Genomic DNA, 14,049 nt, shown 5'->3' with positions numbered 1-14,049 from the left:
AGCCCAGTAGTGTAGCCAGCTGAACTACTACTTTGGCTGCACTTTTTGTAGACGCTCCTTGGGCAGTGGCGCAATAAGACCCTTGGCGGCGGAAGTAGAAGGGCGTGCACGGGTAAGAGCATCTTTTGTTGAGTCTGGAACCAGAATGCGCAGCGCATGAGGCTTGCTTTGATAAACACCTGGGGCAGGCAATTTACCGGCGCGCTGATGTGCAGTAGCCTCTGGCCGAATGACAGTCTGTACTGAAATGATTGTCTCAGCAGGGCCTTTGTCAGCGGGCTTCGTTTTATCAACGGCCCGAGACTGCGCCCATAAAGTGCAAGGCGCTAAACAGGCGAATAGGAGGAGGGTAGCTTTCATATAGCTTTAGGATTAGTTAGTAATAGCTCTAACTTATAGAAAATAATAAAAACGTAACTACGTAAATAATTGAAATTCAAAAAAATAACACATTTTCTATTGATGTATACGGTAGCTAAGTGGTAGTAGAATAGCGTAAAAAAGATCGAGTTAGCTCCCTTTTCTCCTAACTTCCCCGCTTCAACGCCCCTTCCTGAAGCTGATGAAACGCCTGACCCTCACGACTCTTCTTCTCGCTGCCCTACCTTCTTTCGCTCAGAAAGCCTCTACCGAAAACCTCGTGCAATACGCCCACCCGCTGGTGGGCACGGCCAAGATGGGGCACACCTACCCCGGCGCCACGGTGCCCTTCGGCATGGTGCAGCTCTCGCCCGATACGGATACCATTCCCTATGAGCTGAACGGCAAGTACAACCCCAAGGTATACGAGTATTGCGCTGGGTATCAATACGCTGATAAAACCATTGTCGGTTTCTCGCACACCCACTTCAGCGGTACGGGCCATTCTGATCTGGGCGATTTTCAGGTGATGCCTACCACCGGCCCGCTCCAGCTCAACCCCGGCACCGCCGACCAGCCGGAGAAGGGCTTCCGCTCCCGGTTTTCGCACCAGAACGAGGTAGCCGAGCCCGCCTACTACCGCGTGAAGCTCGACGACCACAACATCCTGGCCGAGCTAACCGCCTCCAACCGGGTAGGGATGCACCAGTACACCTTCCCGCAGTCCGACCAGGCGCACATCATCCTCGACCTCACGGCCGGCATTTACAACTACCCCGATAAGAACGTCTGGACCTTCGTGCGGGTGGAAAACGACTCGCTCATAACCGGTTACCGCCAAACCAACGGCTGGGCGCGCACCCGCGTGGAGTACTTCGCTATGGCCTTTTCGAAGCCATTCGCCAGCTACGGCAGCCGCAACTACTCCAAGAAACAGGTGTACCGCGGCTTCTGGGGCCGCTTCGACCAGGCTCACAACTTTCCTGAATTGGCCGGTGAACAGCTGCGCCTGTATTTCGATTTCAAGACGGCGGCCAACGAAAAAATCAAGGTGAAGATGGCCTTGTCGGGCGTGAGTACCGAAGGGGCACTGCGCAACCTGCGGGCCGAAATACCCGGCTGGGACTTTGAGGCGGTGAAACGCCAGGGGCAGGCGCAGTGGCAGGAGCAGCTAGGTAAAGTGGCCATTGAGTCGCCCAAAAAGGTAGACAAGGAGAACTTCTACACGGCTATGTACCACGCCGCCCTCAGCCCTACCACCTACATGGACGTAGACGGCCAGTACCGCGGCCTCGACCAGAACATTCACCAGACCAAGGGATTCACCAACTACACTACCTTCTCGCTCTGGGATACCTACCGCGCCTTGCACCCGCTGTTTAACCTGCTGGAACCCCAGCGCAACGCCGATATGGTGCAGTCGATGCTCGCGCACTACGACCAAAGTACCCTGCACATGCTACCCATCTGGAGCCACTACGCCAACGAAAACTGGTGCATGATTGGCTACCACTCAGTGCCCGTCATTGCCGATGCCGTGCTGAAAGGTGTGGTGCCCGCCGACCAGGCCCAGCGCGCCCTCGACGCCTGCGTAACCACCGCCCACCAAAAGCGCTACGACGGCATTGGCTACTACGAGCAACTAGGCTATGTACCCGAAGATAAAAGCGGCGCTTCTGTCTCGAAAACACTGGAATACGCCTTCGATGACTGGTGCATTGCGCAGCTAGCTAAGAAGTTAGGTAACAAGGAAGTAGAAGCCGAGTTCAGCAAGCGCGCCCAGAACTGGCAGAACGTCTACGACCAGCGCATTGGCTTCATGCGCCCTCGCCTCGCCGACGGCAGCTTCCGTCAGCGCTTCGACGTGCTGAGCACCAACGACCAGGGCTTCATCGAGGGTAACGCTTGGAACTATAGCCTCTACGTGCCGCAAGACCCGGCTGCGCTCATCGCCAAAATGGGCGGTGAGAAGAAGTTCATCCCCCACCTGGATTCGCTGTTTACCATGCACCTGCCCGACGAGTTTTTCGCCGAAACCGAGGATATCACCCGCGACGGCATCATCGGCAACTACGTGCATGGCAACGAGCCCGCCCACCACGCCGCCTACCTCTACAACTGGACCAGCCAGCCCTACAAAACCCAGGCCCGCGTGCGCATGATCCTGCCCAAAATGTACCGCCCTACCCCCGATGGCCTCGGCGGCAACGACGACTGCGGGCAGATGTCGGCCTGGTACATTTTCTCCTCCCTGGGTTTCTACCCCGTGGCCCCCGGCTCGCCGGACTACGCCCTCGGTAGCCCGGCCGTGCACGGCGCCACCATCAACCTGGAGAATGGCAAAACTTTCCGCATCAAAGTCAAAAACCAGAGCGACAAGAACGTGTATGTGAAGGAAGCGCGGCTAAATGGCCAGAAGCTCACGCGGCCATTCCTGGCGTATGCGGATGTGGTGAAGGGTGGGGAGTTGGTATTTACGATGGCGTCGAAGCCGGGAAAGTATACTCAGATGTAGAGTAGAGATGAAGAGTTAATAATGAAAGAAATGTCATTTCAGGTTCTTCAGACGGCTATTGCCACATTTGTAAATCCGGTAGTGGCTGGTCTTGACTATAGAATCAAAACACGTGAGCTAATCATCTACTACCATAGTAATGGTGATGAAGATGTTGATTATCACATTGTATTTAAAAACCCCAGAGGTTTTAAGCTCTTAGATGAGGGTGATATGATAAATTACTGGGAGGTTCTCTGGAAAATGAAACTACTTCCAGTAAATGCCCTTTTCGAAGTGCAAAGTGGAGGGTGGCTGGATATGGAAGATGATGCCGGTGGATTTACTTCTAAGATACTTGATTGTCAAGAGTTTCTGATTACCGGGCAAGATGACTGTGTATCGGTTCTTAGCTTTGATGTGCCGACGATCAAGAGAATAGATAATCGGAAAAATAGCTAAGCCCAAACCAGCCTCCCCCACGCTAGTGCGCGTCTCCGACGCGTGCTTTCCGGCCTCGCGTCTGTGACGCGAATCGTCCGCGCCGTTTGGTGGTATTGCGCAAGCGTGCGCGTCAGAGACGCGAGACCAACAGGCACGCGTTGAAAACGCGCGCCAGTAGAGAGACGCCCAATTTCGTTGCACGAACATGCGCGTCAGAGACGCGGCACCGACAAACACGCGTTGGAAACGCACGCCAACAAACAACGAAAAGAATAGAATTTTAGCAATTCATCTATTTTTCATGTTTTTGTGTTAAGTAACTGATAAACAATAAATTATATAATAAAAATCATTAATTATTCTTATTCGGGTAGTTGCAAAAGCGCGTAAAAGAGGGGCAATTCTTTCCTCCACCAAACCCACTTTTTTCATGCACCTCTCCGGTATCTTTATCCCGACGGCGGCCAACGTAGGCGTTCTTTCGATGGTCGTGTATTTCTTTATGCTGGTGGCCATGTACGCTTTTCTGGCCAACCTCATTTTCACGCTGACCACCCACAACAGCATCGTGCCCGAGCACCGCATCAAGCGGGTGATGGGCGCCATTATTGCGGCCGTGGCGGGCCTGTCGTACTACTTCATTCAGGACTACTACCGGCACATGCTGGCCGATTTGTCGGCGCTGGGCACGGAGGCGGAGCGGCAGGAGCTAATTCGCACCAGCTATAACGCCATCGGGCAGTACCGCTACATGGACTGGGCTGTGACCACGCCGCTATTGCTGCTGAAAATGGTGTCGATGCTGCGCGTAGAGTCTTCTAAGGCCAAAGGTGTCATCACAGCCCTGCTGCTGGCCGACTTCTTTATGGTGCTCACGGGTTACATTGGCGAGCAGCAACTGGATGCTGCCGGGCATATCTTGGTAGGGCCGAAGCTGTTTTGGGGCGCCGTATCTACGGTGGGCTACCTAGTGGTGCCGTTTGTGCTGTACCGTCTCTGGAACCGCTTCAAGGACCAAGCCAAGCCCATCGAGCGCAAGTCGTTCAAAATCATTGCACTGTCTACGGTTACCACCTGGGGCGTGTACCCGCTGGGCTACGTGCTGTCGGTGCTCGACACTGATATGAACTGGATTCACCTGTCGTTTTCTGTGGCCGACATCATCAATAAGGTAGGACTATCGGTGGTCGTGTACCTGGCCGGCAAAACGCTTCTCGACGAGCGGGTGCCCAAGGAGGCCACGCAACCAGCGTATCAAATCAACTAGCTACCCAGCACGACAGTATAGAGAAGAGCGCCATGTTGCTGATTGAGCAACATGGCGCTTTTGGCTTTTGGCGCATCTATGGTGTAACGTCAGCACCAGCATCTACAGCCAAGCTCGCTGCGCCCACAATGCGCCGCGATGCAGTTTCCTGCACCAGCACAACGGCACGCACCTCCGCAGCTTGCCACTGCGCTGCCAACTGTAGTGGCACCGTAGCGGCGAAACTGCCCGCGCCGTCTACCGTTCCCACGGTGCGCAAAGCCCGCACGACGGGCGCGTGGCGCAGCAAACGCCCGGCATTTTCGCCCCGCCCTACCTGCGACGACAGCCCCCTTTCGGTAAGGGCCAGCAGTACCTGGCTTTGCTTTGCGCCGGTGGGTAGGGAGGACACTTGCACGTGTATGCTGGTCGGGTTGGGGCGCGTGAGGCGAATGGTGGCGCGTGGGGCCGTAGCGGCCTGCGCTATAGCCGCCGTGAGCTTCTGCCGCTGGCTGCCCACCAGCTCCGTTTGGCCATTCACCACGGCCTGCGGGGTGTAGGAACCGGTGCCAAACCGGGCGGCATACTGCCGTTGCCGCTCCGTGAACTGCGCCGATGAGTAAGCGTCTTTCCACCCCAGGCGGTTCCAATAATCCACGTGTTCCCCCAGCGCCACTATCTCCACACCGGGCACCGGCTGCGTGGCAGCTAACTCGCGCAACGTGGCGTCGGCGGCGGGGCAGCTAGAGCATCCTTCTGAGGTGAACAGCTCCACAACCACGGGCACGCGAGCAGCGGCTGGCAGGGTAGGAGCACTGGTTTTAGGAGCTAACTTGCTGGCATAGGGTAGGGCCACGCTGGCCAACACACCCGCGCTGAGCAGCGAAAGGAAAACGGTTTTCATAGACTATACACTGCTGAGAAGTATACGGAAGACAGCCATTCACGGCGGGTAGTTCATTGCTGCTTTCTGGCGCCAATGGGCTTACGTGGAGAGTAGTATGGAGGCGTTTTCCTACGAACTGTGCTGATCAACGTAGACGAGAAACGGTAAGGCCGTATCCGGAGTACGAACGATACTACTCCTACTCAACGGGCCGTTTCTTCACTTCACTCTGCTTCTATGAAACATCGTCTGCTTTTTCTGCTTGGTTCTTCTTTGGTCTTGCTCTCGTGTTCAGATGAGAAACAACAGGTTACCGACCCGGTTACGCCTAGCCCTACCACAGAGCCTGTGGAAACCAAGGCCCCCAACACCACTTACAAGCCAGCTTTTGCCGGGCAAACCAGGGTAGGGGGCGTGACTACCACCGCCAGCTACCGTGCGGATGTCATCACGTCTTCTCTGACCAGTCCGTGGGGCATCACCGGGTTACCCGATGGGCGTGTGCTAGTGACCGAGAAGGCCGGGCGCATGCGCATCGTTACGGCTTCCGGTACAGTCAGTGAGCCGATTACGGGAATACCGGCGGTGAACCCAGCCGGGCAGGGCGGACTGATGGGCGTATGCCTCGACCCTGCTTTCGCCACGAACCGGATGGTGTACTGGTCTTTTTCGGAAGCCCGCCCCGGCGGCAACGTAACGGCCATTGCCAAAGGCAAGCTGGCTACCGATGAACGAACGATTGAAGGGGCCACCGTTATTTACCGGGCCGAGCCGGCCTATGCCGGCACGCTGCACTACGGGGGTAGGGTGGTGTTCGACCGCACCGGCAACCTGCTGGTGAGCACCGGCGAACGGTCAGATTTGGTGACCCGGCCCCAGGCCCAGTTGGTCACGTCGGCTCTGGGCAAGATTATCCGCATCACCAAAGACGGACAGCCCGCACCCGGCAACCCGGTGTTTGCGCAGGCCGGCGCCCTACCCGAGCTGTACTCCATCGGACATCGGAACCCGCAGGGACTGGCTGTCCATCCCGTTACCGGTGAGGTATGGCAGAGTGAGCACGGCCCTCGCGGCGGCGACGAAATAAACCGCTTGCAAGCGGGTGCCAATTACGGCTGGCCTACCATCACCTACGGTATCGAATACAGTGGGCAGCCCATTGGCAGCAGCATTCAGCAACAGGAAGGATTGCAACAGCCCGTGTATTACTGGGACCCGGTGGTATCGCCCAGCGGCATGACCTTTTACAGCGGGAATCGAATAGCGGAGTGGCAGAACAATCTGTTCATCGGCTCGCTCAGCGGTATGCACATTGTTCGCCTGGTTATCGACAACAACCGGGTAGTAGGCGAAGAACGGTTGCTAGCAAGCGAGGAGCAGCGATTCCGCGCCATCACCCAGGGTAGCGACGGCGCCTTGTATGCCATTACCGATCAGGGCCGGTTGTACCGGATTGATAGATCGTAGCACTCTTCTTCCAGGCTTCGCGCCGCAACGCAGTAAGCGCAGGGTAGGGGCGCTTTAATAATCGACTACCCGCTTCCTATCTCCACCAAAAAACCTGCTCTTGATAAACGGAATCTTCCGTTCGTCAGGAGCAGGTTTTTTTGGTGGCAATGGGTAGGGAAGGCTAGCGTACGTCTGCGCCGCTGCCCCATCCGAAACGTTCGGCTTGGTTGCGCGACCGTGCGCGTTCACAGATGCGGAACCGGTAAGTGCGTGCGCCAGGGACACACGCCAGCAGAGCAGTAGGCACCCTGTGATGGTATGCGAAAATGACGGCTTCAAATAGCTGTTAGATGCACTCAGGACCTAAAATACCCCCGCCTTTTCACGAGAATACCCCCGCCCGTAGACAGCAGGAGACCGTAGTTTTGCCTCTGAAAACGCCTTGGTACCGTGTGTTTTGCAAACGATTGCGAACGGTAGGGCACGTCTTATAAGCTGCTCTAAAGCGGCATGCTGCTTCTCTAGGGTAGGCGAATAAATGGAAAGTGGTAGACAGGATTCACTTGCCGAAGAGTCGCCGCCGCGCCGCCTATAGTTGCATTCAATCTTCTCCTAAATCCACCAACTCACCTGTATGAAAAACTTCTTCCCCCCGCGATGGTACGCCGCGTACCTACTGCTTTTCTGCTTGTCGATTACGGCAGCCTTTGCCCAATCTGCCACGGTGCGGGGCACCGTGCGCGATGAAACGGGCACCGGCCTACCCGGCGTAACGGTGCTGCTAAAAGGCACCACCACTGGCACCGCTACTGGCTCCGATGGCAACTTCTCCTTGGATGTGCCCGATGCCAACGCGGGAGTATTGCAATTCTCCTTTGTGGGCTACAAGCAGCAGGAGGTAGCCATTGGCGGCCGCACTACCCTCAATGTGTCGCTGGGTACGGATAACCAGGTGATGTCGGAAGTAGTGGTGGTGGGCTACGGCAGCCAGGAAAAGCGCACCCTCACCAACGCCGTGACTACGGTGCAAGGCGAGGAACTGAGCAAGCTGACGGTAGCCGACGTAGGCAGCGCCCTGCAAGGCAAGGCCGCCGGCGTGACGGTAGTAGGCGCGGGCTCAGAACCCGGCTCGGCCCCGCAAATCCTGATTCGCGGTATTTCGACCATCAACGGCAACAGCCCGCTCTACGTGGTAGACGGCCTCCCGGTGGCCAACATCGACTACCTCAACCCCAAGGATATTGCTACCCTGAGCGTACTGAAAGATGCGGCTTCGGCGGCTATTTACGGCTCGCGGGCGGCCAATGGCGTGGTGCTCATCACCACGAAAGCCGGTGTAAAAGGCGAGCCGCGCATTACAGTAGACGGCACCTTCGGCGTATCGAACCCAACCAATGTGCCCAACATGGCCTCAGCCAGCGAGTACGCCCGCATCATGAACCTAGCGGCTACCAACTCGGGCAACGCCGCCGTGTACCCCAACCCCGAGCAGTACACCCAGACCACCGACTGGTGGAAGCAAATTGCCCGGCGTGGCATCACGCAGAACTACTCGGTGGGCCTCTCCGGCGGCAGCGACAAGGTGGTGTACTCCACCGGCCTGAGCTATTTCAAGGAGCGCGGCTTGGTACAAGGCTCTGATTTCGATCGACTAGCGTTGCGCATGAAATCGGAATACCAGGCCACCAAGCGCCTGAAAATAGGGGAGGACTTCAACATCTCGATGACCTCGCGCAACTACCTCAACAGCGGCTCGCTGTTCCGCGACGCCTTCAACGACGACCCCATCACGCCGGCCCGCGTACCCGGTACTTCCGGCAACCCCTACGACTACTACGGCGCCTCGCCTACCGACGTGGGTAACCCCCTGGCTACCGTGGAGCGCAATGACGACAAGCGCAAGCAATACTTCCTGGTGGGCACGGTGTACGCCAACTACGAGTTCATTCCGGGCCTGATTGCTGAAACACGCTTCGGTACCAACAACAACGTGTACCGCCGCAACAACTTCAACCCGTTTTACACCATCGACGCCAACGAGCGCAACCAGGTGAACTCGGTGGTGCGGGAACACAACATCGAAATCAACTGGAACAACACCAACACGCTGAACTACACCCACGCGTTCGGCGACCACAACGTGTCGGCACTGGCGGCCGTGACGCTGGAGCGCTTCCAGACCACGACCAACTCCACCTCGGGCCAGGGGATTCCCAGCAACGACCCCAGCCTGCGCTACCCCGCCGCGGCCACCACGGGCTTCGCCATTGGCGGCAACACCTACACCAATACCATTGCCTCGCTGATTGGGCGTGTGAACTACGACTACCGCGGCAAGTACCTGCTGGGCGCCAGCATCCGCCGCGACGGCGCCTCGGTATTCCCGACGGACAACCGCTGGGGCACGTTCCCGTCGGTGTCGGTGGGCTGGCTGGTGTCGGAGGAGAGCTTCCTGAAAAACCAGAACGCTCTGAACTTCGCCAAGCTGCGCGCCAGCTGGGGCCGGGTAGGCAACCAGAACATTGCCAGCCTGACCAACAGCGCCTACACCGGCACCATTGGCCGCACCTACTACGTAACTGGCCCCGACCGCACCCTGCAATTGGGCGCCGTGCAAGGCAACGTGCCCAACCCCAACGTGAAGTGGGAAACCGTGGAGGACTACGACATTGGCGTGGACCTGGGCCTGTTGCAGAACCGCCTGACCCTGACCGCCGACGTGTTCCGCCGCAACACCTACGACATGCTCATGTTCCAGTCGATTCCGGGCCACGCGGGCTACGGCTACAACAGCCCCGTGACCAACGTAGGCAGCATGAATACTAATGGCTTGGACTTCACAGTGGGCTACGCCGAAACCAAAGGTGATTTCACCTACGGTCTGAGCGTGAATGCCACCCGCGCCATCAGCAAGATTGACAAGCTGGCTAACGGGCAGGCCATCTATTCGGGCAACACGCCCATCTTCGGGCGACCTTCTAAGACTGAGGAAGGTGGCTACGTAGGCGCGTTCTACGGCTACCAGAACACGGGTATTTTCCAGAATCAGGGTGAGGTAGACGCCTACCGTTCGGCCGGCGGCACGCTCATTCAGCCCAACGCCAAGCCCGGCGACTTCCGCTTTGCCGACCTGAACGGCGACGGCGTGATTGACGAGAAAGACCAGAAGTACATCGGCAACCCTACCCCCGACCTGACCTTTGGTGTGAACCTGACCATGGGCTATAAGGGCTTCGACATGCAAGCCTCGCTCATCGGCAGCCTCGGCAACGACATTGTGAATGCCAACAAGGGCTGGTGGTACTCGGGCAGCTACAACTATAATAAGATTGCTGGCCTCGAAAACATGGCGTGGAGCGGCGAAGGCACTTCGAACACGGTGCCCCGCATTGTCGCCAACGACAACAACCAGAATCTCACGCGTTTCTCCAACTTCTACGTGGAGAATGGCTCCTACGCTCGTCTGCGCAATTTGCAGCTGGGCTACACCTTCACCAAAGGCGTGAATACCATGCTACACACCAGCAGCCTGCGCCTCTACGTGAGCGCTCAGAACCTGCTGACTTTCACCAACTACAGCGGCGTGGACCCCGAAATTGGGTACGGCCGCTCCTACACCGACGGCGCCTCGGCCCTGAACCGCGGCGTGGACCTGGGCAACTACCCCACGGCCCGCACCTTCCTGGTGGGCGCTAACATCGGCTTTTAATATTCGAGCTGTTAGCTATTAGCTGATAGCTACTAGCTTCTTACTTGCTGATAAACAGAGTTTTGTCTTATAGGTCGAAAAAAGCTAATAGCTAACAGCCATCAGCTAACAGCTAAAAAAACTCCCGCACTGTATCATGAAAAATATCCGCTTTACTCTCACCCTGATGCTCGGGCTTGGCCTGGGCCTGCAAGGCTGCGAATCGTTCCTGGACAAGCCCCCGCAGGGCCAGCAGAACGTGAACAACTACTACTCCAATGCCGAGGAGTGCAAGGCGGCCGTGATGGGCTGCTACGCCACCGCTGACCAGGACGACTGGTGGAAGATTGACCGCACCCGCATGTTCGGCGACGCCGGCTCGGACGACGCCTGGAAAGGCAACGCCATTGCCGGCGACCAGCGCGAGTTTGGCGACTTCGCCCGCTTTTTCTGGCTGCCCAACAACGAGTGGTTCGACAACCGTTACACCCACATCTACCAGTCCATCGGCAACTGCAACGCGGCGCTGGTGGGCATCGAGTCGGCCCCCATTGATAACACGCTCAAGCAGCAGCTCATTGGCGAGGTGAAGTTTATTAGGGCCTACAATTACTTTGAGCTGGTGAAGGGCTACGGCGGCGTGCCGCTGGTGCTCACGCCGGTGTCGCCGAGCGAGTCGATAACACTGACGCGCGCTACCGCCGCTGAGGTGTACGCGCAGATTATCAAAGATTTGCAGGAAGCTGCTGCTGCCCTACCCCTCAAGAGCGCCCGCACCACCGGCGACTTAGGCCGCGCCACTAAAGGCGCCGCCAACGGCTACCTGGCCAAAGCCTACCTCTACACCGAGCAGTGGGCCCAGGCCCAGCAGGCGGCCGAAACGGTGATGGCCTCCAACGAGTACAATCTGAGCACGGACTTCAGCAACATCTGGACGGTGGGCAACGTGAACGGCCCGGAGTCGCTGTTTGAGCTGAACTACAGCCCCAACCAGACGTTCAACCTGGGCACGTCGATGACGGTGATTATGCGCAGCCGTGCCGATGGTGGCTGGGGCTTTAACACGCCCAGCAGCAACCTGGAGCAGGCCTTCATCCGCGAAAACGACCCGCGCCGGCAGTGGACCATCATCCGGCAGGGCGACAACGTAGGACCGAAAACCGCCAACTTCGACTACTCCAACTACGACACCAAGCCCTCGGAAAACGAGTCGGGCCGCATGAGCCGCAAGATTTTCCTACCCCTGGCCGACCGCCCCGCCAACGAACGGGAGCACGCCCCCCTCAACCGTATTGAGCTGCGCTATGCCGATTTGCTGCTGATGCACGCTGAGGCTTCGTTCCGGCTGGGCCAGGAGGCCAAAGCGCTGTCGTCGCTGAACCTAGTGCGGGCCCGCGCCAACCGCTTGCAGCCCGGCACGGTGCTGCCGCGCACCTCCACGGGCACGGACCTGCTCAACCACATCTGGTTGGAGCGCCGCCTGGAGTTGGCCATGGAAGGCCACCGCTACTACGACCTGGTGCGCCAAAAGCGCCTGGTAGCCGTGATACAAGCCTTCAACGCCGCCCAGCTCACCAGCACCGACCCCTACGACAAGGGCAAAGTGAAAGACCAGATTTCGGAAAAGAACAACCTGTTCCCCATTCCTACCCCCCAGATTCAGCTCTCGGGAGGCAACGTGGTGCAGAACCCCGGGTACTAAAGGGCACTCGACAAACGACACACTGTTTTGTGTCTCGTTTGTCGGACCGGCACCCAGCCGCGACTATTCAGTTCACCCCAGTGGGTCACGCTTGTCGTGGTTCTACTGGGGTGATAAGCGTTTCAGGATGCAGCCGCCACTCCGGTCGCCTTACCACAATACTTAGCGGAAGTATATGAAAAACAACGTAATATGGCCTTTTCGACTAGTGCCTGCCTACTGCTCGGGCGCTTGGGTAGCAGCCCTCCTGCTAAGAGCTGCCACCGCACACGGCCAGTCCTCGACGGCAACAACTGTCGCCATCGACCCGGCTAAAACCTACCAGACTATCGACAACTTCAGCGCTTCTGATGCGTGGTCGTGTCAGTTTGTGGGGCAGTGGCCCGAGGCCAAAAAGAACGCCATGGCCGACTGGCTATTCAGCACGGAGGTAGGGCCCGGCGGGCAACCCAAGGGCATTGGCCTGTCGATGTGGCGCTTTAATATCGGCGCGGGAAGCGCGCAGCAGGGCGAGCAAAGCGGCATCAAGGACGAATGGCGCCGTGCCGAATCATTTCTGAGAGCGGACAATATTTACGACTGGACCAAGCAAGCTGGCCAAGTGTGGTTTCTGAAAGCGGCGCAGCAGCGCGGCGTGCGGCAGTTTTTGGGCTTTCTGAATAGTCCGCCCGTGCAATACACCGTCAATGGCAAAGCCTACGCCACCGATGCCAAGACCAACCTGGCACCCGAACACTACGCCGATGCGGCCACCTACATGGCCAAGGTAGTAGAAGGCGTGAAGCAGACCGCCGGCATCACCTTCGACTACCTGAGCCCCGTAAACGAGCCCCAATGGGACTGGAGCGACGGCGGCCAGGAAGGCACGCCCTTCCGCAACGCAGAAATTGCGGGTCTTACGAAGGCGCTGAACGCACAACTGGTGCAACAAAACCTGCCTACCAAGATTCTGTTGACGGAAGCGGGCAAGCTGAATTACCTGCTGGCAACGGAAGACAAACCCGAGCGCGGCGACCAAATCGACGCCTTTTTCAAGCCCGGCTCGCCTACCTACGTGGGCAACCTGCCGCGCGTGGCCGGCGTCATAGCCGGGCATAGCTACTTCACTACCTCGCCCTACCCCCAGGCCGTGGCCGTGCGGCAGCAGCTAGCCGATAAGGTGCAGCAGATGCAGGGTCTTCGTTACTGGCAATCGGAGTACTGCATTTTGGGTGATAACGCGGGCGAAATCAACGGCAATAAGCGCGACCTGGGCATCGGGCCGGCGCTGTATTTGGCGCGCACCATCCACAATGATTTGGTGGTAGCCAACGCCGCAGCTTGGCAGTGGTGGGTAGCCATTTCGCCCTACGACTACAAAGACGGCCTCATCTACATCGACCACAACAAAACCGACGGCGCCTACCACGACAGCAAAATGCTGTGGGCCTTGGGTAACTACAGCCGGTTTGTGCGCCCCGGCGCGGTGCGCGTAGCGGCACAACTAGCCCAGAAAGCCACGCCGGAACAGCAACTATTAGTATCGGCGTACCGCGATGCGGCCAGCAAGCAGCTCGTGGTAGTAGTGGTCAACTCGGGCAACGAGGCAGCGGCGCTGAACCTCCAGCTTGGCAAGAAACCTTGGCTTCCGGAACGCACCTACATTACCTCCGCCACCGCCAATTTGGCGCCTACCCCCGCGCCGCGCGCCAAACAGCCGGTGCGGGTCGCGCCGCAGTCTATCACTACCCTCGTCGGCAACCTACGCTAAGCACTACCTCCACCTAGCTACTCTTCCTTT

9 protein-coding genes are annotated in these 14,049 nt (G+C 58.0%); 7 read left to right on the top strand and 2 right to left on the bottom strand.

Annotated features, from left to right (window positions below):
- Positions 1-27 precede the first annotated feature (27 nt).
- Positions 28-360 carry a hypothetical protein gene (locus tag J4D97_RS08360; protein WP_208307172.1) on the bottom strand — a complete coding sequence of 111 codons (333 nt, stop codon included), beginning with the start codon at positions 358-360 and terminating at the stop codon, positions 28-30.
- 202 nt (positions 361-562) lie between these two features.
- On the opposite strand from J4D97_RS08360, the gene J4D97_RS08355 reads away from it, so the two are divergent.
- The 3 genes from J4D97_RS08355 (at position 563) to J4D97_RS08345 (ending at position 4,565) form a co-directional block, all read left to right on the top strand.
- On the top strand, positions 563-2,875 hold the full coding sequence (locus J4D97_RS08355) for a GH92 family glycosyl hydrolase (RefSeq protein WP_208307171.1): 2,313 nt from the start codon (positions 563-565) through the stop codon (positions 2,873-2,875).
- A gap of 21 nt (positions 2,876-2,896) precedes the next feature.
- Positions 2,897-3,316, top strand: coding sequence for a hypothetical protein (locus J4D97_RS08350; protein WP_208307170.1), 420 nt, complete (start codon positions 2,897-2,899; stop codon positions 3,314-3,316).
- A gap of 412 nt (positions 3,317-3,728) precedes the next feature.
- Positions 3,729-4,565 carry a bacteriorhodopsin gene (locus J4D97_RS08345; RefSeq protein WP_208307169.1) on the top strand — a complete coding sequence of 279 codons (837 nt, stop codon included), beginning with the start codon at positions 3,729-3,731 and terminating at the stop codon, positions 4,563-4,565.
- A gap of 76 nt (positions 4,566-4,641) precedes the next feature.
- On the opposite strand, the gene J4D97_RS08340 is transcribed toward J4D97_RS08345, so the two are convergent.
- Positions 4,642-5,448 carry a DUF1223 domain-containing protein gene (locus tag J4D97_RS08340; protein WP_208307168.1) on the bottom strand — a complete coding sequence of 269 codons (807 nt, stop codon included), beginning with the start codon at positions 5,446-5,448 and terminating at the stop codon, positions 4,642-4,644.
- A 219-nt stretch (positions 5,449-5,667) separates the two neighbouring features.
- Between J4D97_RS08340 and J4D97_RS08335 the strand changes: the two genes are divergently transcribed.
- From J4D97_RS08335 to J4D97_RS08320, 4 genes are all read left to right on the top strand, one after another.
- A complete protein-coding gene (locus J4D97_RS08335) occupies positions 5,668-6,897 on the top strand; it encodes a PQQ-dependent sugar dehydrogenase (protein WP_208307167.1) in 1,230 nt (409 codons plus the stop codon).
- A 616-nt stretch (positions 6,898-7,513) separates the two neighbouring features.
- A complete protein-coding gene (locus tag J4D97_RS08330; RefSeq protein ID WP_208307166.1) occupies positions 7,514-10,588 on the top strand; it encodes a SusC/RagA family TonB-linked outer membrane protein in 3,075 nt (1,024 codons plus the stop codon).
- Positions 10,589-10,724: 136 nt separating this feature from the next.
- A complete protein-coding gene (locus J4D97_RS08325; protein WP_208307165.1) occupies positions 10,725-12,269 on the top strand; it encodes a RagB/SusD family nutrient uptake outer membrane protein in 1,545 nt (514 codons plus the stop codon).
- Between the two features lie 175 nt (positions 12,270-12,444).
- Positions 12,445-14,019 carry a glycoside hydrolase gene (locus J4D97_RS08320; RefSeq protein ID WP_208307164.1) on the top strand — a complete coding sequence of 525 codons (1,575 nt, stop codon included), beginning with the start codon at positions 12,445-12,447 and terminating at the stop codon, positions 14,017-14,019.
- The last annotated feature ends 30 nt before the right edge of the window (positions 14,020-14,049 follow it).

Source organism: Hymenobacter defluvii (assembly GCF_017589435.1).
GTDB lineage: Bacteria > Bacteroidota > Bacteroidia > Cytophagales > Hymenobacteraceae > Hymenobacter > Hymenobacter profundi.
Note: the sequence above shows the minus strand (reverse complement) of the source record. Positions and strands in the feature narration are given on the sequence as shown.

Bases quoted from the DNA above. Each gene is read 5' to 3' on its own strand.
- J4D97_RS08350 (WP_208307170.1), top strand. From the start codon at position 2,897: ATGAAAGAAATGTCATTTCAGGTTCTTCAGACGGCTATTGCCACATTT.
- J4D97_RS08345 (WP_208307169.1), top strand. From the start codon at position 3,729: ATGCACCTCTCCGGTATCTTTATCCCGACGGCGGCCAACGTAGGCGTT.
- J4D97_RS08335 (WP_208307167.1), top strand. From the start codon at position 5,668: ATGAAACATCGTCTGCTTTTTCTGCTTGGTTCTTCTTTGGTCTTGCTC.
- J4D97_RS08330 (WP_208307166.1), top strand. From the start codon at position 7,514: ATGAAAAACTTCTTCCCCCCGCGATGGTACGCCGCGTACCTACTGCTT.
- J4D97_RS08360 (WP_208307172.1), bottom strand. From the start codon at position 360: ATGAAAGCTACCCTCCTCCTATTCGCCTGTTTAGCGCCTTGCACTTTA.
- J4D97_RS08320 (WP_208307164.1), top strand. From the start codon at position 12,445: ATGAAAAACAACGTAATATGGCCTTTTCGACTAGTGCCTGCCTACTGC.
- J4D97_RS08355 (WP_208307171.1), top strand. From the start codon at position 563: ATGAAACGCCTGACCCTCACGACTCTTCTTCTCGCTGCCCTACCTTCT.
- J4D97_RS08325 (WP_208307165.1), top strand. From the start codon at position 10,725: ATGAAAAATATCCGCTTTACTCTCACCCTGATGCTCGGGCTTGGCCTG.
- J4D97_RS08340 (WP_208307168.1), bottom strand. From the start codon at position 5,448: ATGAAAACCGTTTTCCTTTCGCTGCTCAGCGCGGGTGTGTTGGCCAGC.